This window comes from Synechococcus sp. F70.1 (assembly GCF_047502745.1).
GTDB lineage: Bacteria > Cyanobacteriota > Cyanobacteriia > Thermostichales > Thermostichaceae > Thermostichus.
In genome coordinates, this window is record NZ_JANSJL010000036.1 from 1 (window position 1) to 22691 (window position 22691).

Consider the following 22691-nt stretch of genomic DNA (forward strand, 5'->3'; position numbering starts at 1 on the left):
ACCTGGAGCAAAAGTCCGCTTTTGTCCAGCGTTGTATAAGTCTTTCAGAGCGGATCTCACCCCCTTACAATAGACAGCAACTTGATTCCATCTTCATGGCCTTGCTGCTTGCTCGGTCGGCAGCAGGGGTTGCTTGAGTCGAAGTCTTTCGGGAAGCTTGGGTGTTGAGAGCGGTGAAGTATTCCCAGAGTCTTTGCTGGCCCCGGCTGGGGGCAAGGCTGGTTTTGGCAGGCCTAGTGGGATCCCTGCTGTTCCTCCCTTCGGCAAAGGCGCAGTCGGGCTTTGTCATCACTGGCAGCGAGGGGGTGCCTGTCCTCAGCTATCGGCTGGATTTTCGCGGCATTCGCGGTCGGCTGGATCGCTATCGCCTGAAGATCCCACCCCAAAATGTGGCGGTGGCAGAGGTGCAGATCAAGGCGGATAGCAATTTCGATGCCGTCATCGACCCGAAGAATGTGCGCCTAGAGGCGGAGGGCAAGCCGGTGGAGCTGGCGGAAGTGTACTGGAACGAGGAGTTTCGCTCTTTGGAGGTGGTAGCCCGTCAACCCATTGCCGCCGGCCAGGAGATCCGCTTGGTGCTCTCCAATGTGCGCAATCCTTCCGCTGCTGGCATCTACCGGGTAGAGGCGCGGGTGCGGGGGACAGAGCCCAACCCCCTCTTCCGCAAGGTGGGCAACTGGCTGATTACCATCGACGATCCCGAGCGGCTCACGTTCTGAGGGGAACTCTTCTCCAGACGCCAGTCTAAGAGAGAAATTGTCTTTGGTGCTGGCCGACCTCTGGTATCCCAATTGGTGGCAGGCCCTGCTCTTAGGCATGGTGCAAGGGATCACCGAGTTCCTGCCCATCAGCAGCACAGCCCACCTGCGGGTGTTTCCAGCTTTGCTGGGCTGGCCAGATGCGGGAGCTTCGTTTGCGGCGGTGATCCAGCTGGGCAGTCTGGGAGCAGTGTTGATCTACTTTGCCTCTGACCTGCGCCAGTTGCTCCTTGGCTCCTGGAAGGCTTGGCAAGAGCGAGACTTCCAGCAGGAGTCTTGGCGGCTGCTCACGGGGATCCTGGTGGGAACGTTGCCGATTGTGGTGGCCGGATGGGCCGTCAAGGCCATTTGGGGATCTCCGCCCCGCCAGTTGTGGGTGATTGCTGCTGCCGCTATTGGCTTGGCCCTGGCTTTGGGCTGGGCAGAACGGGTGGGGAATCGCCGGCGAGGCCTAGACAGCCTAGGCATTTGGGACGGGATCTGGGTGGGGCTGGCCCAGGCCTTGGCTTTGATCCCAGGGGTATCCCGCTCCGGCGTGACGCTGACGGCGGCTCTGTTGCTCGATTTGCAGCGCTCGGCTGCCGCCCGCTACTCCTTCTTGCTGGGAATCCCCGCCCTCTTTTTGGCCGGGGTAGAGGAGTTCGTCTCCGAGTTCAGGACAGAGGCGCTGCTAGCGCAGGGGCTGGGGACGCTCTCGGCCTTTGTCTTCTCCTACTGGTCCATCGATTGGCTCATTCGATTTTTGCAGCGCAGCAGCACCTGGCTGTTTGTTGTCTATCGGATGGGTTTTGGCCTGTTCATTTTCTTGGGACTGGCGCTGGGGTTCTTGCAACCTTAGACCGACTTCTGTCCCCGCAGAATCTGCAGCGCTTTGGGCAGGTGCTCCGCTAGGTGGACTGGATCCACCCCCGTCGGACCCCGCTCCCCCACCAGCTGGATAGCTGCCTGGGCATGCCACCACACCCCGGCACAGGCGCAACTCAGTAGCTCTGAGATCCCCATCGCCTGACCCAGTTGGGCCCTTCTGCGCGCCACTAGTCCACCAATTAAGCCAGTTAAAACATCGCCGCTGCCGCCGCGAGCCAAGGCCGGTGTGCTCTCCGGGTTTACCCAGCATTCCCCTGTGGGAGAGGCGATGATCGTCCGTGCCCCCTTCAAGACCACCACCGCCCCACTCTGGGCTGCTGCCTTTTGGGCTGCCTCGAGGCGATCCTCAAGCGAGATCCCAGGAAAAAGCCGGCGAAATTCCCCCAGGTGCGGGGTGAGGATAGCTTGGATCCCGTTTTCTGGCAGGCGCTCCACCCCCATCTCCGCTAAGGCATTGAGGCCATCGGCGTCGATCACCCAGGGGATCCCGGCCCAATCCCGCAGCAAGATCTCCAAAAGCAGCTGGCGGGTTTCCCCAAGGCCTGGCCCCACCGCCACCGCCTGGAAGGGCTTCTCAGCCACTGGGGGCAAAGAAGGGATCCCTTCCCAGGGGTGCACCAACACCTCCGGCAAAGCGCTGTGGATCAGCTCCTTCAACTCCGCCGGCGCCACTAGGGTTACCATGCCCACGCCGCTGGCGCGGGATCCCAGCCCGGCCAACACTGCCGCCCCGGCATAGGCCGTCGAGCCTGCTACCAGCAGCAGGGATCCCTGGCGGTACTTGTGGGTGTCCAAGGGCGGGTCGGGGGGGAAATGGAGCCAGGGTTGCAGCAACAACTGGGGAACCGCCTCCGCCGGGCAGGCCCAAGGGGGGATCCCAAAATCAATGCGACGCAGCTGTCCTACCCAAGGCAGAGCCGCCTCCTGCCACAGGCCCCGCTTCCAGAGGCCCAGGGCATAGGTGTAGCTGGCGCGGATACAGCAGCCCCAGATCTTGCCTGTCTGGTCGTTGAGGCCAGAGGGCAGATCCAGGCTGAGGATGGGAATGCCGCTGCCGTTGGCCCACTCCACTGCCTTCGCCCAGGGATCCCCCAGGGGCCGGTTTAGGCCAATGCCAAACAGGGCGTCAATCAGCAGGTCACAGTCGGCCAACTCCTCCAGCCGATCCACAAACTCCGCCCCCAGCGTCCTGAGATAGCGAGCGTGGTCGGCAGCCAGGGGTTTGAGATCATCTGGCTTGCCCAGCCAAACCTTCACCCCCTTTTGGGCCAGCCGCAGCTCTCGTCCAACCACCAAGCCGTCGCCGCCGTTGTGCCCTGTGCCGCAGAGGATGCCGATGCGCTGCGCATGGGGGAAATCCTGCCGCAGCTGGGCAAAAACGGCCAGGCCCACCTTTTCCATGAGAGCGGCCACAGGCATGCCGGCAGCGAAGATCTGCTCCTCGAGGCAGCGCATTTGGGCCGAGCTGACCAGGGCGGTGGAGGGGTCAAAGAGGGGCAGGGCGCCGCGCCGCTGGGGCGAATGGGGCTCTGTCATCGCAGTCATGGCTGAGGAGGACTTAGGGAGCTTAGCTCGATCACGTTCCCGTCGGGATCCCGAACAAACAGCGCCGCTCGCCCGGAAGCGCTTGGCTGCACCTCGTAGCCTGCCTGCAGCAGGCGGGCCTTTACCGCTTCCAGGTCTTCCACGCCCAGCGCCACATGGGGAAGGCGCCCCCACTTCGCCTTGCTGCCCCCACTGGCTGGCTGCCCTTGCCCAAGCGGCTCCTCAGTAACAATCAAGTGAATCTGAGAGGAGCCCACCTGGTACCAAGCGCCGGGAAAGTCAAAGGGAAACCGCTCTGCTTTGGGGAGCCCGAGCACCGTCCCGTAGAAATGCTCAGCCCTGGCCAGATCGCTAACCCAAAGGGCAGTATGTAGGTGCCGATAGGCAGTCATGACGCTAGGTCTAATGAAGTTCTTCTCTGAGGGTCTGTTCCGCCTGTGCGCTAAGTTGGAGCTAGGGCAACGAGTGTTTGGCCTTGCCCAGGGGTTGGTCTATGGGATCCCGCACCAAGTTTTTCGGCACTGTCCTGGCCATGCTGGCCGTCAACAGCATCTATATGCAGTTGCAGCAGCTTGCCCTGCGGCTAGAAGAAAAGGTGAAGCCAGCTCCCTCAGAGCAAGCCTCTCCAGAGCCTCAGAGCAACGCGCAGCCGCCGGATCGCTGAGAGCCTCTGGCCCAAGTTTTCCGGAGGGTGCAACTGGCCAGGGCCGGCTTTGTCGGGATCCCCTAGAAGCCGGGTGGTGCTTTGCAAAGGGGATCAAACTCCGTACCATAGAGGAGCAGGCTCCCCTGTTTTGCGGTTTACACCTTGGGTACTCACCATGACTCAGCCCTCAGCAGCTTCTGGGCAAAAGCCGATTGTCGTCGCCCCTTCTATTCTTTCAGCCGATTTTAGCCGCTTGGGGGAAGAAGTGCGGGCAGTGGACGAGGCGGGGGCCGACTGGATCCACGTAGATGTGATGGATGGCCGCTTTGTGCCCAACATCACCATCGGCCCGCTGGTGGTGGAAGCGCTGCGCCCGGTTACGGCCAAGCCTCTGGATGTCCACCTGATGATTGTGGAGCCGGAGAAATATGTGGCCGACTTTGCCAAGGCGGGGGCCGACATCATCTCCGTTCACGCCGAGTCCAGCTCCACCATCCACCTGCACCGCACCCTCAGCCAAATCAAGGATCTGGGCAAACAGGCAGGTGTGGTGCTCAACCCGGCCAGCCCTCTGGAGCTGATTCAGTACGTGCTGGATCTGGTGGACCTGGTGTTGATCATGAGCGTCAACCCTGGCTTTGGCGGCCAGAGCTTCATCTCGGCGGTGGTGCCCAAGATTCGCCAGTTACGGGCCCTGTGCGACGAGCGGGGCTTGGATCCCTGGATCGAGGTGGATGGCGGCATCAAGGCCAGCAACGCCTGGCAGGTCATCGAGGCGGGGGCCAATGCCCTGGTGGCGGGCTCAGCCGTATTCAAGGCCAAGGACTACGGGGAAGCCATTCGCGCCATTCGCCACAGCCGCCGCCCCGAGCTGGTGACGGTTTAGGGCTTTCTTCCCGTAGGCCGGCAACGCCGCAAGCAGCCTCAGCTCAAGCCCTAGCCCGCGCAAAGCTTTAGCGCAGAGCGGCCGTCTTCTTCTGGGCAGCGGCAGGGGAGGCACCTGCTTCAGCTTGACCTAGGCAGTGAGGAGGCGCAGAGGGGGGAACAAGCGGCTGAGGCGAGGTAGGGCTGAAAAAAACCTGGCAGAAGGGCAGGCGGCTGTTGCGCTGAATGTCGGCAAGGTAAGGGGGAGGGATGGTGCCCCAGTAGGCCCTTAGGACATGCTGGTCGGGATCCTCTGGCAGCACCTGGTAGTGCAACATTAGGCGGTTATCGGGAAACCAGGCGCGAACAAGCCTTTGCAGTTGCCTGAAATTGAAGCCTGGCTCTTCCGGATTGTAAATGAGGTGCATCCCCACTAGCCGCCCGCCCATGAAGTAGGCCTCTACATAAAACCCACGGGCATAGAGGGGGGGCTCTAAGGGATCCCGCGACGAAGGGGCATCCGGCGGATAGAGGGCCTCACCGCCCGGTCGCAGTTGCCAGCGGCTCCAGCGGGGATCCTCTCGGTCGCTGGAAATAGTCTCCCAGTTGTTGGCGTGGGCGTAGCCTAAGAAGCGCTCCTCCACCATGCCTAGATAAAGCATCTCCATCTGCAAGGAGGGTCGGGCCCGCGTTTGCAACAAGGGCAGAGTGCGCACTTCTCCTTGCTTGAGCACCAAAACTTCCGCCAGGGCTGGACAAGGTTTCCACGCCAGCAACGCCGCTAGGACCCCTGCCCCAACTGCCCAGCCCAGGTAGCCGAGACCAGGCTTGACCCAGGCAAGCAGCCATGGGGCTAGCCTCGGGAGCTGGAGAGACAGCCTAAGCTGAGTGTCCAACCCAACAAAAGCTGGAACGTAAGATGAGATCACCGCAATTTCAAAGAGCCCAAAGCTGTTGGGAAGTCTATTCTAGCCACAGAGCTAAAGCCTTTTAGAAATTTTGTTGCCTTGCATAAATTTTTGCAGGTTCTGAATGTCTGCCACCCAGTGCAACCAGTAACACCCTCGGCATGGTAACTCCAGGGCTAATTGTTATCGCCGGCCCCACCGCCACTGGCAAGTCACGTCAGGCGCTGCTGCTGGCCCAGCGGCTGGGATCCCCTCTGCTGAATGCCGACTCTCGCCAGGTCTACCGGGAGTTCGACATCGGCACTGCCAAGCCTACCCCCGCTGAGCGAGCCCTCTGGCCGCACGAGTTGATGGACTTTGTGGATCCCCGCCACACCTACACCGTGGCCGAGTTTCAGCAGGCGGCCCAGTCGCGCATTGCCGAGGCCCATCGGCAGGGACAGACTCCCATTCTGGTGGGGGGGACGGGGCTCTACATCCAATCCATTACTGCAGGGTTGGGGATCCCGGCAGTTCCGCCGCAGCCCGAGTTGCGCGCTCAACTAGAGACGTGGCCGCCCGAGATCCGCTACGCCTGGCTGCAGCAGTTGGATCCCGTTGCCGCCGAGCACATCCATCCCCATGACACGGTGCGCACCCTGCGGGCTTTGGAGATCATCTACACCACCGGCAAGCCAGCTTCCCGCCTGAGGCAGGCCCATCCTCCCAGCTACCCCATCCTCATCTTGGGGCTGCGCTGCCCAATGCCCCGTCTGGAACAACGCATTGCTCGGCGCACGGCAGAAATGCTGGCAGCAGGCTGGATTGAGGAGGTGAAAACGCTGCGGGAGCGCTACGGGCCAGACCTGCCCCTCTTACAAACCTTGGGCTACGCGGAGATTGGCGCCTATCTAGAAGGGCGGATCCCAGAAGCAGAGCTGCAGCCTTTGATTGTGCGGCGCACCCGCCAGTTTGCCAAGCGGCAGATGACCTGGTTTCGGGCCATGCCAGGGATCCAATGGCTGGACTGCGAGGCCGAGGATCTGCCGGAGCAAATCTGGAGCCGGGTTACGGCGTGGATGGCCGCTCAGACCAGCGCTGAAACCAGTCCTGCCGTCGCTGCGCGTCCGCCCGCCGATCCGTAAGGATCTCCAACACCCGCACCCCCTGGGTCGGCAAGGGATCTAAGGCTTGGGCCAGCTCCTCCCAGGTCTCTATCCGCCGGTGGGGGATGCCATGGGCCTGGCAGAGGAGGGCAAAATCCACGGCCTGGGGGGTGGCAAAGTAGGGCTCAAAGGGAGGGTTGGGCTCCTGGCGACCCGCCTTGGCAATGGGCAAGAGCTCAAAGATACCGCCCCCCTGGTTGTTGATGAGAAGAATCGTCAGGGATCCCTGAAGGCATTGGGCAAGACGCAGGCCACCGCAGTCGTGCAAAAAGGCCAGATCCCCGGTCAGCACCACCGTCGGGCGCTGGCGATGGGCCACCCCAAAGGCGGTCGAGAGGATGCCGTCGATGCCGTTGGTGCCGCGGTTAAAGTAAGGCCGGATATGGCGGTCGTTGGGTGGCCAAAACCACTCCACATCCCGCACCGGTGTGCTGTTGGCAATAAATAGCGGCGTCTCCGGCGGCAGGTGATGGGCCAGCCACCAGGCAATCTTGCCCTCAAACCACTCCGGCAGAGCTGCCAGCAGCCGATCCAGCTCAACCCGAGCTTTTGCTTCCGCCTGCAGCCAGGCTTGCAGAAAAGCGGTTGTTTTGGCTTTGCCTGCCGGGATCCCTGCCGCCACCTCCTCCAAGGCAAAGGGCAAGTGGGTCGTGGAGTTGTGGAGAGGATCGGCGTTCTGGGGTCGGGGATCGAGTAGCCAGGTGCGGGGTTGGACTTGGGCCAGGGTTTGCCGCAGGGCCTTGCTGGTGGGCAAGGGTCCCAGTTGGATCACCTGCTCTGGCCAAAGATGGGGCTGCTCTCCTTGGAGGAGAAAATCGTAGGTGGTAATGAGGTAGGGGTTAAGGGAAGCGTAGTTGCGCAGGGGGGAAAGGCCTTCTGCCAACACCGGCCAGCCCAGGGCTAGGGCCAGACGGGCCACTGCCTCAGCGTAGGCGCGGGGATCCGCCGCTTGGGCCGGCCCTGCCAAGATCACTCCCCGCTCACAGCTGCACCACTCCTGCCAAAAGGAAGCCCTCTCCATCTGAAGACTGCCCCGCAGCGCCTGGCAGGAAGATCCGGCCGGAGCAACCCCCCGAAAAAAGCTCTTCTCAAACTCCAGATTTTTCTGCCAACGGGCCAGGGGCGCGGTGCTGCTGTCAGCAATGGGAGCCAAGGGCTCCCGCAAAGGCACGTTGAGGTGCACTGGACCCGGGAAAGGGTAGAGGGCACGCTCCCAGGCGTGAATGACGGTCTGGCGCAGGTAGGCCAGAGCTTCTAGGTCGGCGCTGGGCAGGGCTAGCTCCGCCTGCCAGTTGGGGTAGTGGCCGTAGAGCTTCACCTGGTCGATGGTCTGCCCGGCGCGGCAGTGGCGCAGCTCCGGCGGCCGATCCGCCGTCAAAACCAGAAGTGGCCAACCACTTTCTGCCGCCTCGATGAGAGCGGGGAAAAAATGGGCGCCGGCGCTGCCAGAGGTACACACTAGCGGGATGGGCTGCCGCAACTGCTGGGCCAAGCCAAGGGCAAAGAAGGCCGCCGACCGCTCATCCAGCACCGGAATGGCCTCGATCTCAGGGTGCTGCGCCAGAGCATAGGTGAGGGGGGCAGAGCGGGATCCCGGACACACCACCGCCACCCGACAGCCCAGCCGGCTCAAGGTCTCGGCCAAAACGGATCCCCAGAGGGTGTTGAGGTTGCGCCAGTCCAGCCGTTGAGGGCAAGGCGTGTCAGCCATTCCAGCCACAAGAGGTAGCGGGAGAGAACCCAAAATGGGCACATCCTGTTACTGTAGGCCCATCGACCACCCCGGGGAAGCCCCCTCTCCTATCCACCGCTTGTTATGGCCTCCTGCCGACAGGAGGAGCCGGAGGTTGGTCAAGTTTCTCGAAGGGGGGAATAATGTTTATCGACCTTTGCTGCAGCCAAGCAGGAGCGCCCATGCCCAGAAAACCCGATGGCTACCTCGTTCACATCATGCTGGAAGGGGGTCAGACCCTGCAGGTACGGGTCAAGGAAGCCAGAGAATACACAGAGCTGATCAACCAACTGATGGTGGGTGGGGACGAGTTCATCACCTTGCCCAAGCAAATGGACAATGAGTACATGATCGTGCGTCCCCAGCGGGTGGCCGGTGTGTCGGTGGAGGCAATCTACAACTCCAGCGTTGGTATTGACTTGTAGGAATCCCAAGAGCCAAGCCAGGGATCGCGCCTGAAGCCCCCAGCCTTGAAGCTGGGGGTGCTAGGAAGGCTTTCTACAGACTTAGATTTAGGATTGCAAGGCCGAGAAGACTATTTCTCCGGTGGCAGGAGGACTTTGTCAATGACGTGGATAACGCCGTTGGAGGCTTTGAGATCGGGGGTTGCCACCTTGGCGTCGTTGACCCGGATCCCATCCTTGACGGAGATCTCCACCGGCACTTCAGCAAGGGTAGTCACCTTACCGGCCTCTAGATTTTGAGAGAGAAGCTCGCCAGACACGACATGGTAGCTGAGCACTCGCTTCAATTTCTCCTTGTTTTCTGGCTTGAGCAAGTCGTCTAGCGTGCCTTTCGGCAGGGCCGCAAAGGCTTCATCAGTAGGGGCAAAAACGGTGAAGGGGCCCTCCTCAGAGAGCGTCTTCACCAGGTCAGCAGCCTCCAGGGCTTTGAGCAAGGTGGTGAAGGAGCCAGCCTCAGTGGCAACATCCACAATGGTTTTGGCTTTTTGGGCAGGAGCCGCAGTCTTCGCGCTTGCAGGCGCTGGGCTAGGGCTGGGGCTGCTAGCCTGGACTCCGGGAGCTGCAGCCAACACCGTGGCCGAGGCAACGGCTAAAGAGAGCGTGAAGAGCTTGCGAACCATGGAATGTAACCCTCCGTAAAGAGTAGGTTTACACTCTTTACGACGGACAGCCTCTGGCTCGAGTTCCTTACTTCCCGTGGTGGAGCTGCTAGCTGTTTAGGCGTTGCCTCTGCGGCTTGCCGAGGGATCGCCGCTGCTTTCGGCTGGGTTGGGACTGGTCAAATCGTTAAGGCGGCGCAGGATCCCCCATCCCTGCAGGGCTTCCAAGAGGGCCTCCCGCACAACGGCCACGGTTTCTTGGTCAAGGGCCAGGCGCAGATAATCCACTGCCAGCCGAGTTTGTTCGGGATCCAGATGGGGCAGGCGGCTCTGCAGCCGGCGTACCCCCAGCAGCCGCCTGTAGGGATCGGGGGAAGCAATGTCGCTAAGATCCCGCTCCCATTGAGAACGCTGCCGCTCTTGCCGGCGGCTGAGCCACTCCCAAAACAGCAGTGACAGCAAGGCAAAGGTGGCTAGCCCCTGCACAATGGCGCCCGTGGCCAGCCAGCGCTGGTTGGCTTCTGCCCAGATTGAGACCACAAGGTAGGTGCCGAGGGTGGCGGCTGCCCCACCAGTAACGGCTAGCAAAAGGGAGCGGTCAGCTTGGCGAAACCAAGCCTGCCACTCCTGCCAGCGGCGGCTAAACTCAGGGCTGCAAGCCGCGTACACCCCTAGCATCACCCCAGTGCCCACTGCTAGGGAAAGGGCCAGGCGCCAGTGCCAAAAGGCTAGCCCCGCCAACGCCAAGCCTGACACCGCCAAAACCCGCCCCTGCGATCCCCCCAGCAGCCACCCCGCCGCTTGAGCTCCCCTTTCCTCTGCCCCTTTCTGAACCCGCTGAAGATACTCCTGCCAGGATCCCTGGCCAGAAGAGGGGCGACTGGATCCCTTCTTCACCGCTGGCAACTCTCCCAACTTTTTCTCTGCCAAGACAGGTCAACGCTTTAATTATGCTCTGTCGGCAGAGCGGAGATAGGCTTTCCACCCCTGAGCTTGCAACTGGGCATTTTTCTCCTGCACAGCCTGCTTGAGGCTTGCCCGGTAGGCAAGCACCCGCTGTAGCAGTTCAGGATCCCCGCTGGCTAGGATCTGCACCGCCAAGAGACCAGCGTTATAGCCGTTGCCAATGGCTACGGTAGCCACGGGGATCCCCTTGGGCATCTGCACTATCGAATACAGGGAGTCCAGCCCCTGCAGGGACTGGCTGAACACCGGCACCCCGATGACTGGCAGAGGGGTAAGGGAGGCTACCATCCCCGGCAGATGGGCCGCCCCGCCAGCGCCGGCGATAATGACGCGGATGCCGCGGGTGTGGGCGCTGCGGGCAAACTCCACCATCGCTTCGGGGGTGCGGTGAGCGCTGAGGATCTGGAGGAGATAGGGGATCCCAAACTCCTCGCACACCTGAGCGGCGGGGGCCAAGGTGGGCAGATCCGAATCGCTGCCCATTACGATGGCGACAAGAGGGGAGTCTTCCATGGCTTGCTGGCCCGTCGTAGCCGATCCATAATCGCATAGCCCAGCCCTGTCAAAACCGGGGGGGGCTCAGCCAGCAGCAGGGTGGCTGCCCCTTCGTCCAAGCGGCGCAGGCTGGCAAAGAGAGCCCGCGCTGCCGCGGCGGGATCCGGCCCCAGGCATTCAAAGGTCAGCGCAACTCCCGGCCAGTGGTGGGCAAAGCTTTCCGCCAGCGCCTGGGCATCGGCTGAGAAACTGAGGACGCCCAGGTGGGCATGTTCAGCTGTCGCCTGCCGCAACCGCTGCCACTCCTCAGGGCGGAGCTGGTCAAAGGCAACAGGCAACAACCAGAGGGGCTTGGTGGGGGCGTAGTGGCTGCTGAGCCCTCCCGGTGCTTCGGGCCTTAGGTTGCTGTCCGGTGCAGTCTGGAGGGGCAGGCCGAGATGAGCTTCCAGCACTTCCCGCGGGATCCCGCCAGGGCGCAACAGCGTGGGCGTGCCGTCAGGGCTGAGCTTAAGCACGGTCGATTCCAAGCCCACGCTGCACTCCCCTCCGTCCAAAATGTAGGGGATCCGCCCCGCCAACTCGGCATAGACCGCCTGGGCGGAGGTGGGGCTAAGGCGGCCAAAGCGGTTGGCGCTGGGGGCAGCTAGAGGCACCTGAACTGCCTGCAGCAAAGCCTGGGCCACGGGGTGGGCAGGCATCCGCAGCGCCACTGTAGGCAAGCCACTGGTGACGAGATCCAGCACCCGGGGTCCCTTGGGCAGCACCAGCGTCAGCGGGCCCGGCCAGAAGGTGTCGACAAGGGATCCCAGCCGAGCGCGGGCGGCGGCAGTAAAAGCCGACAGATCCACCAGCTCCCCGTCCAGCGCCTCAAGGCAGACCCCAGCTGGCAGGTGCAAGATCAGGGGATCGAAACGGGGGCGCTCCTTGACAGCAAAGATGGTGGCCACCGCCTGTTCGTTGAAGCCGTGGCCCGCCAGGCCGTACACCGTCTCCGTAGGCATGGCTACCAGTTGACCTTGCCGCAGGGCTTCAGCGGCTAGGGCAAGGTGCTCGGGGGTGGGGGGAAGAATCTGCGTTGGCATTGGGCAAGCTGGGGATCCCCTTCCTACCTCCATTGTCAAGCCAGGGGGAGGGCAATGTCTCCTTCTGCAGCTCAGCGCTTGCTCTCTTCCTCCACGTGGGTGTGCAGCACCCTGCCGCGTAGGGTCTTGCCCAGCCAGGGAGTGGCCTGCGAGTTGGAGCGGAGCGTGGCTGCCGAAACTGTCCAGGTATGGGTTGGATCAAAGAGCACCCAATCGCTGCCGGGCTCCAGGCTGGGCGGCTCCAACCCCAGGCAGCGGGCCGGGTAGAGGCTAAGGGCCGACCAGAGCTGTAGCGCCGTCAGCGCTCCCGTCTCCACCAAGTTCTGCCACAGCAGCGGCAGGGCCAGCTCCAGACCCATGGCCCCAGGGGGTGCGTCGGCAAAGGGCAGGGTCTTCTCCTCGTAGGTGTAGGGGGCATGATCGACGGCAATGCCCAGGCTACCGCTGCGGATCCCGGCAATGAGGGCCTCCCGGTCGGCGGCACGGGGAAGAGGAGGCAGTAGGCGCAAGTTGGGATCGTAGCCGCGCTCGAAGACAGCTTCCTCCGACAGGAGGAGGTGCATCCAGGTGGTACTGGCGGTAACCGGCAGCCCCTCTGCCTGCGCCTGCTGGATAAGCTCCAGGCTGCGGGCTTGGCTGAGGCGCATCACATGCACTGGCGGCGGCGAGGGAACGCTGCGCAGCACTTCCAGGAGGCGGGCTAGGGCGGCGGTCTCGGCACTGGCTGGGATGCCCTTTAGCCCCAGGCGCAGAGCCCATACCCCCTCGTAGAGACTGCCCGAACCACCTAGGGTGGGATCCCAGGCCCAAACCAGCAGGGGCTTGTTCCAGGGCCGCAAGTACTCCAGAGCTTGTCGCACCAGGGCCAGGGAGCGCAGCGACTCTGCTCCCCCAAGCCGGGCCACAAAGCCAATGGCTCCAGCGCGGGCCAGCTCTCCCCAAGGGCTGGGAGCTTCTTCCCGGCCACCCAAGCTCAAGGCAGCCCAGGGCAGCCAGCGAGGATCCCCAGGCCGGCGACGATAGCGACCTAGCTGCTCTGGCTGATCCAGCACGGGAAAGGCTGCCGTCCCCGCAAGAGGAGTGGGCAGCAGGCCAACTTGGGTAAAGCCGCCTGCCCGCGCCGCTGCTGCCAAGGAAGTGAGAGTCTCGCGGCCAGCGGAGAGGCCATTGTCTTCCAGCTCGCCACTAGAGGTGTACAAATCGATCAGGCCTGGGCCCAGCACCCAGCCGGCGGCGTCCAGACGGGGGATCTTGGCGGGGATTGCCGTTGCCTCGACAAGCAGGAGGCGGCCCCGACGTAGCCAAACGTCAGCCACGCCATCGCGCTGGCGGCAGGGATCCAACAGGCGTACCCCTTGGAGGCAAATGTCTGGCAAACCCAGGTCGGCAAGGAGAGGGGATCCCATCTTTTACCCCCTAGAGAGCGCCCGCCGTGGTGCAGTCGAAAATCTGGCCGGACAGGTGGGTGGTGAGGTTGAGCACTCTTAAGACTGGGGCACCCTCCTTTCCTTCCGGGTAGTCGATGACGGTAATGCCGCCATTGCCTTGCTTGAAGATCCAAAAGGCATGGGGAGAAAGGTCGAACAACTGGCAGATGATGGCTTTGTTGATGGCATCATGGGCTACCACCACTGCCGTACCTTCAGGAAACTGAGCAGCAGTAGTGGCCAAAATTTCTTCCCAGGCTGAGCGGGTGCGGGCCCAAACTTGGTAGAGATTTTCCCCGTTGGGCATCTGCACAGCCGCAGGATCCCGCTGCCAGCGCTCCAGCTCGCCGGGGTATTGGGCCTCCACCTCGCTCTGCAGCTTGCCCTCCCAGTCGCCGTGGCAGATTTCTTGCAGCTCCACCATTGGACGCAGAATGAGGTTGGGGTGGTAGCGGCAAATGGCATCAGCAGTAGCCCAGGGCCGCTTGAGGGGGCTGGAAAAGGCTAGATTCAGCGGCTGATCCGCCAGAAATTCGGCTACCTTGGCTGCCTGCTCCTCGCCGGTGGCGTTGAGGGGGATATCCCGCTGCCCCTGGAAGCGTTGCTCCCGGTTCCACTGCGTCTCGCCATGGCGCACCAGCAGAATGCGCATCCCCTGCTTGCGCTGGGGCAGGGATTGGCCCAGATGGGCGGTGATGTTCCAGGATTCCAGTTGGGGTGGCCCCCCCAGGCCCTGGGGAAAGTTGAGGACGCTAATGGCACAGTTGTTTTGCCCCAGGCGGTGGTAGTGGACTGGCCCCAAGCCAATGGCCGTGCTGACCAGGGCACGGTTGAGGCCGCTGTGGCCGACGATAAGAACGTTGAGGGGATGCTTAGGATCCTTCCCTCGCTCTGAGCGGGGATCCGCCTGCACCTGCTCAGCCAACTGTTGCCAAAAGCCCTGGGCTTGCTGCCAGAGATCCCGCACCGGAAAGCGTCCCCCTAGCTCCAGCTCCTCGGGATGGTACCGCCATCGGGAGTACTCTTCTGGGTACTTTTCCTTCACCTCGGCAAAGGTCAGGCCTTCCCACTCCGTTAGGTCAATCTCCCGCAGCTGCTCGCTAATCAACAAAGGGACCCCCGCTCGCTCCTTGAGAAGAATGTGGGCAGTGTCGAGGGCGCGGGAGAGAGGGCTAGAGTAGACGTAATCCAAAGGGATCCCGGTCAGGGCCTCAGCTAGCCGTTGCGCCTGCGCTTCTCCACTGGGGGTGAGGCGAGAGAGATCGGAGCGACCTTGGATGCGATTTTCGACGTTGAAGGTGCTCTCACCGTGGCGCACAAGCAGGATGCGCAGGGCAGGCTGAGCCATCGTTTGCACCGGTTGAACTCGAGAACACCTTACTAGAGTATCGCCTAGAGCCCTGCTGTGGGGTTTGGCTGGCCTCCCTAGAGATGAGCCGCTCACAAAGGGGTAAGCCGCGCTAGGAAAGCCCCCTCCGCCTCTTGGTAGAGAATTTGTCCTTGCCAGCCGTTGGCGTGGGCATAGTGCAGCAGGGTTTCCGGGTCCACAAAAAGCCAGGGGAAAGGATCCCCGCGCCGGCCGTTGTACTCAGCCACAAAGTTCACTACCTTGGTTTCTGCTTTCCCCCCCTCTAAGTCCCTAGGAACGGTCGGCTCTGGATCCTGCAGCAGATCCTCCAGACGCGCCGAGTCGCCCTCTTCGCTGAAGTCGCTGAGCTCGGTAGAGTCCACAAGCAACTGGCCGGTGGGCTGAATCCAATGGCGAGCCCGGCACAAAAAACGCTCCAACCCCTCTAGGGATCCCAGGAGGCCAGCGCCGTTCATCAGCAATAGCAGCGTGTCGAAGGGCTCTTCCGGCCCTGCCCAGTGGAACAGGTCGGCAGCAATGCGGCAGCGCACTCCCCGTTCGGCCATGATCTGCAACGCCACGGGCGAGCGATCCAAGGCAGCCACCGCCAACCCTTCTTCCTGCAGCAGCAGGCTGTGGCGGCCCGTGCCGGCGCCGATGTCCAGCACCCGACCGCGACAGAGATCCAAAGCCATGGCCTCCACCTCCGGCAGCTCTTGGGTGAAGAACACCTCTGGGGAGACCACCTGGGGCTCTTCCGCCAACGGGATCCCCTCCAGGCCGTAGGCATGCAAGAGCAGGGATCCCTTGGCCTGGCCTCGGTGCCAGTCCCATAGGGCTTGCTCTAAGGGATCCTGAAGTGGGTAATTCTCGACAGCCTTTATCATGGAAGGGGAAAGCTAAACCATTGACCCGATGGCCATCGTCGCCTTTCTTTACGGTGCCGCTATCGTCCCTTTGCTGATTGCAGCAGTGGTTTGGGCAACATCTCGGCAGTTCAATGTGGAGACCGAGACGCAGATCGGCACCTCGCCAGAAGAGTCCTCCGAGACCTCATCCGTTCCCATTTCCATTGTGGAGCAGCTAGAGCGCCAATACCGCAACAGCCCTTCCTACCGTCCCCACCCTCAAGTTATTCTTCGAGAAGCCTCTGAAAGTCCTTGAAAAGACGGGTTTTTGAGGATCCCTGAGGGCGCGATCAGTGTCTTTGCTGGCCGAAGGTCGGCGTTTTCTTCCCTGAATCATGGTTGTCAAGTCTCCGCCACCCATTGTCTACATCGTCCTGGGTCTATTGCTACTCTGGGGCGGTCATCGTGCTTGGCGGGCGGGCTATGTTCGCTGGCCGCAGGGGATCCCTCTGCCTCAGGTGTCGCTGCCAGGGTTGGGGGGTGGAGCACAAGATCTGCTCCTGACCAGCGGCGAGCGCACCTTGTTTGCCGATAGCAGCCCCACGGCCACGGCAGCGGCGGAGCTATTGCGCCAAGGTAACCTCAGCGCGGCCATCTCGGTGTTGGAGATGGGTCTGCAAAGCAACCGCAACGACCCGGAAGCTCGCATTTTCTTGAACAATGCCCGTGCCCAGCAGCAGGGCAGTCCCTTGAGCCTGGCGGTGGTGGTGCCCATCTCCAGCAACCCCAACCGCGCCAAAGAGACCCTGCGCGGGGTGGCGCAAGCTCAGGAGGAGCTTTTCCAACAGGGAGGAATCGGAGGACGGCTGCTGCGGGTAGTGATTGCCGACGATGGCGATAACCCTGAGCGAGCAGCAGCGGTGGCCAAAGCCCTGGTGGCGCAGCCTGAGATCTTGGGGGTGATTGGCCATAACACCAGCGATGCCACCCTGGCTGCAGCCGAGGTTTATCAGCCTGCCGGCTTGGCGATGATCTCCTCCACCTCCACCAGCACTCGCATCAGCATGCTGGGGGATGCCATTTTTCGCACCGTGCCCTCGGATCAAGTGGCTGGCACACAACTGGCCCGTTATGCTCTCAGCACGTTGCGGCTGCAAAGGGTGGCCATCTTCTACAACCCCAACAGTGCTTACAGTACCAGCCTGCGGGACGCCTTTGCCTCCACCCTGACCAGCGAAGGGGGCATCGTGCTGGCGGAGTTCGACTTATCGGCGTCGGACTTCAACCCCCAGGCCAGCCTGCAAAGGGCCGTCGGCCAAGGAGCCCAGGTAGCTTTTTTAGCTCCCACGGCTTCCGTAGCCGAAAAAGCGCTGGCCGTAGCCCGCGAGAACGCTGTAGCTGGTAAGCCCCTTGCTCTTCTGGGCGGCGATGTGCTCTTCAGCCTCACCACATTGCAAGAAGGGGGAGCAGCGGTAGAGGGCTTGGTGGTGGCGGTGCCCTGGCATCCCCAGGTGCCGCGCAACCGCGAGTTTGCCCAGAAGGCAGCCCAGCTCTGGGGAGGGCAGGTGAGCTGGCGCACCGCTCTGGCTTATGATGCCACCCGGGTTTTCTTGCAAGCTTTCAGCCAAGGAGCCACCAGCCGCAACGCTGTGCTGGCCCGTTTGCAGGATCCCAACTTCCTCCTCCAGGACGGGGCTTCGGGAGAGGTGCGCTTTTTGCCCTCCGGCGACCGCAGTGCTCCCCATGTGCTGGTGCGGGTTGAGCCCGGCAACCGCTCCGGTACCGGCTACGATTTCGTGCCTCTCCCCTAGGGATCCCGCCAGGCGCTACAGTGGGGGATGCTCTCAATCTCCTCAGAGTCGAATGGATCCCATGCCCACTCGGATCACAGCCTGCTTTCAGGCGCTGCGCAGCCGTGGTGAAAAAGCCCTCATCCCCTACCTCACCGCTGGGGATCCCAACTTGGAAACCACCTTTGAGGCTTTGCAGGTTCTGGATCAGAGCGGCGCCGATCTTATCGAGCTGGGGGTACCCTACTCGGATCCCCTGGCCGATGGGCCGGTGATCCAAGCAGCAGCTAGCCGTGCTCTCCGGCGGGGCGTGACCTTGGGCGCCATTTTGCAGGGGTTGCAGGGCCTCTCGCTGCAGGCCCCTCTCATCCTCTTTACCTACTATAACCCCATCTACCAGCTCGGCATTCCCACCTTTGTGCAGCAGCTGCGCCGGGCCGGCTGTGCCGGCTTAGTCGTCCCCGACCTACCCCTAGAAGAGGCTGAACCCCTGCGGGAAGCGACGCAGGCAGAGGGGATCGACCTCATCTTACTGGTGGCCCCCACCAGCCCCCCTGAGCGCATGAGGCGCATCGCCCAACACTCCAGCGGCTTTGTCTACCTGGTCAGCACCACCGGCGTTACCGGCGAGCGATCCACTCTGGAGCAGCGGCTCCCTGCCTTGCTGCAGCAGTTGCGCCAATCTACCTCCCTGCCGATTGGGGTGGGCTTCGGCATCTCTACCCCCGAGCAAGCCCGCCAGATCGCCCTCTGGGGAGCAGATGCAGCCATTGTTGGCAGCGCCTTTGTGCAGCGGCTGACCAGAGCTTCCACCCCTGCCCAGGGGCTGCAACAGATGGCCTACTTCTGCCGCGATCTCAAGGCTGCCCTGCAAGGAGTGGGAACTCTGCACCTTTGACGGCTGCAGCCGGAGCCCTCAAAGGGAATGAAACAAATATTTACATCCTTTTAGCCCCCTGCCGGCCAATTCCCTACTCGCTGGACTCTAGAACTGGAAGCTCGGCAGCCGACTAGACCTTTCGGTGTCGGCTTGTTTGTAAATCTTCACAAAATCCTCATCGCTCCCGCGCTATAAAATTGACCTGGATGCTCGGCTGTCTGAAGGTTGCAGGAGTTCTCGACCGATCTCAAACTCTGGGGCTTCAGTGGGGGAGTTTCAAGCAACCTCCACGGGATCCCCGGTTTTTGGGAAACGGATTCCGCATCCAGCAAGGCTCGGTAGCTGGCTTTTGAGAGGATCAGCCAGTCGCTCATCCTTGACTTTGGAAAAAAACAAAAGGAGAGCCATTATGCAAGACGCCTTTACCCGGGTGATTACTCAGGCAGATGCACGTGGGGCTTTTCTAAGCGAACAAGACTTTGCCCGTTTGGAAGCTTTGGTGGCAGAAGGCAACAAGCGCCTGGATGCCGTCAATCGCATGACCAGCAACGCTGCCCAAATTGTGGTCAACGCAGCCCGTTCTCTGTTTGCCCAGGAGCCAGATCTCATTGCTCCTGGCGGTAACGCCTACACTAACCGTCGCATGGCTGCTTGCCTGCGCGACCTTGAGATTATCCTGCGCTACATTACCTACGCCACCTTGGCAGGGGACAGCTCAGTGCTGGAAGATCGCTGCCTGAACGGTCTGCGAGAAACTTACATTGCGCTGGGGGTGCCCACCAGCTCCATGGCCAATGCCATTGCGGCTATGAAGAGGGAAGCTCTGGCCAAGATCATGGATCCAAACGGCATCACCCCTGGCGACTGCTCAGCAATCCAAAGCGAAGTGGCCAGCTACTTCGATAAGGCGGCTGCTGCCATTCTGTAAGGTATCTCGGTTTTCGGCGAGGGTCAGTTTCTTTCATAGCCAGCCGAGAATCTAACGGGGCAGTAAAGGAGCTGCCTGTTGGTTGCTTTTACTAACAGTCAACGTATTGAGGAGTTGCAAATGAAAACCGTTATCACCGAAGCAATTGCCGCTGCTGACAATCAAGGGCGCTTTCTCAACGCCAGCGAGCTGCAGGCGGTGAGCGGTCGCTACCAGCGGGCTGCTGCCTCCCTAGAAGCGGCTCGGGTGTTGACCCAGAACCAGCAGACGCTGGTGCGCGAAGCGGTGCAGGAAGTGTTCAAGCGCTTCCCCTACTTGAGCCAGCCGGGTGAAATGGGGCATGGCGAGGTCTTCCAGGCCAAGTGTGCCCGTGACATCGGCTACTACCTGCGCTTTATCACCTACTCGCTGGTTGCCGGTGGCACTGGTCCTCTCGATGAATACCTGGTGGCCGGTCTGCGGGAAGTGAACCGCGCTTTTAACCTTTCCCCCAGCTGGTACATTGTGGCTCTGCAACACATGAAGAGCCGTGCTCTGGGCATGCTGAAGGGCCAAGCGGCCAATGAAGCTGCCATCTACTTCGATTACGCCATCAACGCCCTTAGCTAGGGGAGGCTAAGCTAGGCCTCCTTAGGCAGGAGGGCAATTCCTTCTAGCAGTTTGCCTGGCAGGCAGCAGCCTGGAGAAAGCCGGGTTGCTTGCCTGCAGGCTCAAGCCAGAGGGAAGGCATTCCTAAACTTGCTGCGAAGCAGCTTGATAGCACTTTGGAAAAGCTCCTTTTTGCCCATGCGACTTTGATAAGCGGGAGTGTTAACAGCGGGGGAAAGCCATGTTTGGTCAAAGCACCAGCAGCCCGGAAGCTCTAACGGAAGCCGGTAGCCGGGTTTACAAGATTGAGTACACTGGCCTCCTTAACCCGCCCGATGCCCTGACCACCTCAGCGAAGGTACGCCGCAGCACTGCTACGCTTACAGTTCCCTACAGCCGGCTGTCTGCTGAGATGCAGCGCATTCTCCGGATGGGTGGCAAGGTTCTCCGGGTTACTCCTCTTACGGGATCTCCTACTTCCCAGTGAAGGATCTGGCTGCGCTGGAGCGTGGCTCTGGGCAAGCAGTCGTTGAGAGAGCTGCCCTAGTTACATGAACGGTTCAGCAACAGCTCGCATAGCCTCCAACACGGCGGTGCTGCCCCAGCAGCTTACCTGGGAGCAAGCAATAGCTTGGCTGCAAGGAGACGATCCGCAGGATCGCTACTATGCAGCCTGGTACCTGGGCACGACTCGCGAGGCGCGGGCAGTGGAGCCTTTGCTATTGGCGCTGCAGGACGAGCGGGATCGCACGGCGTTGGGAGGCTATCCGCTGCGGCGTAGTGCCGCTAAAGCTCTAGGGCAAATTGGCGATGTCCGGGCGGTACCTGGGCTAATTGAGGCGCTTAGCTGTAGCGATTTGCTGGTGCGAGAGGAGGCGGCCTACGCTCTAGCCCAGTTGGGAGACAGGCGAGCGGTGCAGCCTCTTTTAGCTTTGTTAAGGTCGCAAGAGGAGCAGCCTTGGGAGGCTTTCATTGAGGCGCTGGGCCACCTCAACGCCACAGAAGCGGAAGCAGCCATTCGGCCCTTCTTAGATCACCCCTCAGAAAGAGTGCGCTCGGCAGCAGCTTGGGTACTCTATCGCTTTACCCAAGCGGAGGAGCTGACCCAGATTTTGGTGGCGCTGCTAGCCCACCCCAACTTCAGCTTGCGCCAGGCGGCCCTCTTTGATCTGGCTGAATCGGGCTGGCTGGCGGGGGCATCCCTGCTGGCAACCGCCAACGTAGCCCTTAACCTGCGCCTTAGTGCCTTAAAGCGGCTGTTTGACGTGGCCTTGCAGTTGGGGTGGGTGCCGCCAGATCAGGTGGCAGCGGCAATTATCCCCCAGCTGGACAAGTTGTTTTAGACCTGGAACCTCTAACCTTACTACCTTAGCTTCTAGGCTGGTCATGTCCTCTTCATCAGCTGTACAAGGGCTTCCTCCTGCTGTGGCCCAACTGGCTACCCAGCTGGAGCAGGCCACTTCAGAGGCAGAGCTGCTGGGGGTGGTGCGAGCCCTGGGATCCCTAGGACAGGTAGAAGGGATCCCCCTGCTCATTCGCGCTTTTGGCTTCAACCGTCCTGCTGTAGGGGAGGCGGCTCTGGAGGAGGTGCTGCGCTTTGGAGAAGCGGCAGTACAGCCCTTGCTGGCCAACATTGACGGCTTTGACTACGGGGCGCGGGCCTACTCGGTGCGAGCTTTAGCCCGCATTGGCCATGGGGATGCCTACCCCTTTTTGGTCGAGGCCATTGTGGCCGATTTTGCCCCCAGCGTGCGGCGGGCAGCAACGCGCGGGCTGGGACGGGTGGCTGCCCAGCGACCCCTGTCCGATCAAGAGCAAGCTTTGCAGCTACTGCGGCAATGCCTGGGGGATGCCGATTGGGGAGTGCGCTATGCCGCCGTTGCAGCCCTAACGGATCTAGCCCGCCTGGGAGAACTTTCTCTGCGAGCTGCTGCCGAGGCAGCCCTTCAGATAGCTTTGCAGGATGCGGATCCTCTGATCCCTCTCCGCGCTCGCCTAAGCCAGCAGGAACTGGCTAGGGAGGCGTAGGCTCTTTTCTTTGTTGTTTGTTTCTTGTAGGAGCACAGCCTATGTCTCTTCCGTTGATTGCCGATCGCCCCACTGCGCAAAACGAGCGGGTAAACCGCTACTTTGTACCCAGCGACGAAACTCCGCCCGTCTACCGCCCCGATGACCCGGCGGGCATTGAGAATGTTATCCGCGCCGCCTACCGCCAAATCTTCAGCGAGCACCTGATGCTGGAGAGCTACCGGCAGAAAGCGCTGGAATCCCAGCTGCGCAATGGAGCAATTTCGGTAAAAGAGTTTATCCGGGGCCTGGGCAAGTCGGAGGTCTACCGCGACTTGGTCATGGTTCCCAACGACAACTACCGCTTCGTTGAGATCACCTTCCAGCGCTTCCTGGGTCGGCCCACCTACAGCCAAATGGAGCGCATCAAGTACTCCATCATTCTGGCCACCCGCGGCCTAGACGGCTTTATCGACGCCATTGTCGATAGCGAGGAGTACGACGCTGCTTTTGGGGACGATGTGGTGCCCTACCAGCGCCGCCGCCTTTCGGAGAAACCGACCAACTTGGCTACCCCCCGCTACGGAGCCCGTTGGCGGGATATCTCCGGCGTGAGGCCCTCGGCTCGGGAGGTGGTGCGCACCTATCGGGTTGTTCGCTTGCCTAAGCCCGGCGATCCGGAGAACTTCCTCAACATGGCTCGCATGCTCAACCCCAAGCCGGCAGCGCGGCAAAACATTAGCGTCTTCGATCTAAAGATTCCCGACATGACCACCAACCGTCGCTAGCCCTAGACAAGCTCTC

Annotated in this window: 26 protein-coding genes; 15 read left to right on the plus strand and 11 right to left on the minus strand. The window is 61.7% G+C overall.

Features of this window, described 5'->3' with window-relative positions:
- Nucleotides 1-224: 224 nt before the first annotated feature.
- Together NW860_RS02660 and NW860_RS02665 are read left to right on the plus strand one after the other, a co-directional pair.
- Nucleotides 225-719, plus strand: a complete 495-nt coding sequence (locus tag NW860_RS02660; RefSeq protein ID WP_414512218.1) for a DUF2808 domain-containing protein — start codon at nt 225-227, stop codon at nt 717-719.
- A gap of 46 nt (nt 720-765) precedes the next feature.
- The gene (locus NW860_RS02665) at nt 766-1596 is read left to right on the plus strand and encodes an undecaprenyl-diphosphate phosphatase (protein WP_414512289.1); all 831 of its coding nucleotides are present in this window, start codon (nt 766-768) and stop codon (nt 1594-1596) included.
- Here the strand turns inward: NW860_RS02665 and NW860_RS02670 are convergent.
- Both NW860_RS02670 and NW860_RS02675 read right to left on the minus strand, forming a co-directional pair.
- Entirely contained in the window at nt 1593-3170 is a 1578-nt protein-coding gene (locus NW860_RS02670; protein WP_414512220.1) for an NAD(P)H-hydrate dehydratase, read from the minus strand. The two genes, NW860_RS02665 and NW860_RS02670, sit on opposite strands and share 4 nt — an antisense overlap.
- Nucleotides 3167-3562, minus strand: a complete 396-nt coding sequence (locus NW860_RS02675) for a VOC family protein (RefSeq protein ID WP_414512222.1) — start codon at nt 3560-3562, stop codon at nt 3167-3169. The genes NW860_RS02670 and NW860_RS02675 overlap by 4 nt, the downstream gene beginning before the upstream one ends.
- 101 nt (nt 3563-3663) lie before the next feature.
- Between NW860_RS02675 and NW860_RS02680 the strand changes: the two genes are divergently transcribed.
- Entirely contained in the window at nt 3664-3834 is a 171-nt protein-coding gene (locus NW860_RS02680) for a hypothetical protein (RefSeq protein ID WP_414405389.1), read from the plus strand.
- 157 nt (nt 3835-3991) lie between these two features.
- Complete coding sequence (gene rpe, locus NW860_RS02685; RefSeq protein ID WP_414393314.1) at nt 3992-4702, plus strand: ribulose-phosphate 3-epimerase; 711 nt, start codon at nt 3992-3994, stop codon at nt 4700-4702.
- Between the two features lie 67 nt (nt 4703-4769).
- Here the strand turns inward: rpe and NW860_RS02690 are convergent, their stop codons facing one another.
- The gene (locus NW860_RS02690) at nt 4770-5456 is read right to left on the minus strand and encodes a hypothetical protein (protein ID WP_414512224.1); all 687 of its coding nucleotides are present in this window, start codon (nt 5454-5456) and stop codon (nt 4770-4772) included.
- 293 nt (nt 5457-5749) lie between these two features.
- Between NW860_RS02690 and miaA the strand changes: the two genes are divergently transcribed.
- Nucleotides 5750-6712 carry a tRNA (adenosine(37)-N6)-dimethylallyltransferase MiaA gene (gene miaA / locus NW860_RS02695; protein WP_414393310.1) on the plus strand — a complete coding sequence of 321 codons (963 nt, stop codon included), beginning with the start codon at nt 5750-5752 and terminating at the stop codon, nt 6710-6712.
- On the opposite strand, the gene menD is transcribed toward miaA, so the two are convergent.
- A complete protein-coding gene (menD, locus tag NW860_RS02700) occupies nt 6636-8444 on the minus strand; it encodes a 2-succinyl-5-enolpyruvyl-6-hydroxy-3-cyclohexene-1-carboxylic-acid synthase (protein WP_414512226.1) in 1809 nt (602 codons plus the stop codon). The genes miaA and menD overlap by 77 nt on opposite strands.
- 203 nt (nt 8445-8647) lie before the next feature.
- Here menD and NW860_RS02705 point away from each other — a divergent pair, with 203 nt between their 5' ends.
- On the plus strand, nt 8648-8890 hold the full coding sequence (locus NW860_RS02705; RefSeq protein ID WP_414393306.1) for a hypothetical protein: 243 nt from the start codon (nt 8648-8650) through the stop codon (nt 8888-8890).
- A gap of 110 nt (nt 8891-9000) precedes the next feature.
- On the opposite strand, the gene NW860_RS02710 is transcribed toward NW860_RS02705, so the two are convergent.
- The 7 genes from NW860_RS02710 to NW860_RS02740 all read right to left on the minus strand — a co-directional run bounded on the left by NW860_RS02710 (nt 9001) and on the right by NW860_RS02740 (nt 15733).
- Entirely contained in the window at nt 9001-9549 is a 549-nt protein-coding gene (locus tag NW860_RS02710; protein WP_414512228.1) for a fasciclin domain-containing protein, read from the minus strand.
- A gap of 96 nt (nt 9550-9645) precedes the next feature.
- Nucleotides 9646-10443 carry a hypothetical protein gene (locus NW860_RS02715; RefSeq protein WP_414512230.1) on the minus strand — a complete coding sequence of 266 codons (798 nt, stop codon included), beginning with the start codon at nt 10441-10443 and terminating at the stop codon, nt 9646-9648.
- A 33-nt stretch (nt 10444-10476) separates the two neighbouring features.
- Nucleotides 10477-11007, minus strand: coding sequence for a 5-(carboxyamino)imidazole ribonucleotide mutase (purE, locus tag NW860_RS02720; RefSeq protein ID WP_414512232.1), 531 nt, complete (start codon nt 11005-11007; stop codon nt 10477-10479).
- Nucleotides 10977-12071, minus strand: coding sequence for an L-threonylcarbamoyladenylate synthase (locus tag NW860_RS02725; RefSeq protein WP_414512234.1), 1095 nt, complete (start codon nt 12069-12071; stop codon nt 10977-10979). Before NW860_RS02725 ends, purE begins: the two co-directional genes overlap by 31 nt.
- Before the next feature lie 71 nt (nt 12072-12142).
- Nucleotides 12143-13477, minus strand: a complete 1335-nt coding sequence (locus tag NW860_RS02730) for a dihydroorotase (RefSeq protein WP_414512236.1) — start codon at nt 13475-13477, stop codon at nt 12143-12145.
- Between the two features lie 10 nt (nt 13478-13487).
- The gene (locus tag NW860_RS02735; RefSeq protein ID WP_414393296.1) at nt 13488-14846 is read right to left on the minus strand and encodes a histidine phosphatase family protein; all 1359 of its coding nucleotides are present in this window, start codon (nt 14844-14846) and stop codon (nt 13488-13490) included.
- A gap of 92 nt (nt 14847-14938) precedes the next feature.
- Complete coding sequence (locus tag NW860_RS02740; protein ID WP_414393294.1) at nt 14939-15733, minus strand: class I SAM-dependent methyltransferase; 795 nt, start codon at nt 15731-15733, stop codon at nt 14939-14941.
- A gap of 28 nt (nt 15734-15761) precedes the next feature.
- Between NW860_RS02740 and NW860_RS02745 the strand changes: the two genes are divergently transcribed.
- The 9 genes from NW860_RS02745 (at nt 15762) to NW860_RS02785 (ending at nt 22675) form a co-directional block, all read left to right on the plus strand.
- Entirely contained in the window at nt 15762-16010 is a 249-nt protein-coding gene (locus NW860_RS02745; protein ID WP_414512238.1) for a hypothetical protein, read from the plus strand.
- Nucleotides 16011-16089: 79 nt separating this feature from the next.
- The gene (locus NW860_RS02750) at nt 16090-17505 is read left to right on the plus strand and encodes an ABC transporter substrate-binding protein (protein ID WP_414512240.1); all 1416 of its coding nucleotides are present in this window, start codon (nt 16090-16092) and stop codon (nt 17503-17505) included.
- A 61-nt stretch (nt 17506-17566) separates the two neighbouring features.
- Nucleotides 17567-18382, plus strand: a complete 816-nt coding sequence (trpA, locus tag NW860_RS02755; protein WP_414512242.1) for a tryptophan synthase subunit alpha — start codon at nt 17567-17569, stop codon at nt 18380-18382.
- Between the two features lie 391 nt (nt 18383-18773).
- The gene (locus tag NW860_RS02760; RefSeq protein ID WP_414393286.1) at nt 18774-19292 is read left to right on the plus strand and encodes a phycocyanin subunit beta; all 519 of its coding nucleotides are present in this window, start codon (nt 18774-18776) and stop codon (nt 19290-19292) included.
- Nucleotides 19293-19412: 120 nt separating this feature from the next.
- Entirely contained in the window at nt 19413-19901 is a 489-nt protein-coding gene (locus NW860_RS02765) for a phycocyanin subunit alpha (RefSeq protein ID WP_414359365.1), read from the plus strand.
- A 220-nt stretch (nt 19902-20121) separates the two neighbouring features.
- Nucleotides 20122-20367: a phycobilisome linker polypeptide gene (locus NW860_RS02770; protein ID WP_414393284.1), complete on the plus strand. Its 246-nt coding sequence runs from the start codon at nt 20122-20124 to the stop codon at nt 20365-20367.
- Nucleotides 20368-20431: 64 nt separating this feature from the next.
- Nucleotides 20432-21223 (plus strand): HEAT repeat domain-containing protein, encoded by a 792-nt coding sequence (locus NW860_RS02775; protein ID WP_414512245.1) that lies wholly within the window; start codon nt 20432-20434, stop codon nt 21221-21223.
- A 43-nt stretch (nt 21224-21266) separates the two neighbouring features.
- A complete protein-coding gene (locus NW860_RS02780) occupies nt 21267-21908 on the plus strand; it encodes a HEAT repeat domain-containing protein (protein ID WP_414512247.1) in 642 nt (213 codons plus the stop codon).
- 41 nt (nt 21909-21949) lie between these two features.
- On the plus strand, nt 21950-22675 hold the full coding sequence (locus NW860_RS02785; RefSeq protein WP_414512249.1) for a phycobilisome rod-core linker polypeptide: 726 nt from the start codon (nt 21950-21952) through the stop codon (nt 22673-22675).
- Nucleotides 22676-22691: the final 16 nt, after the last annotated feature.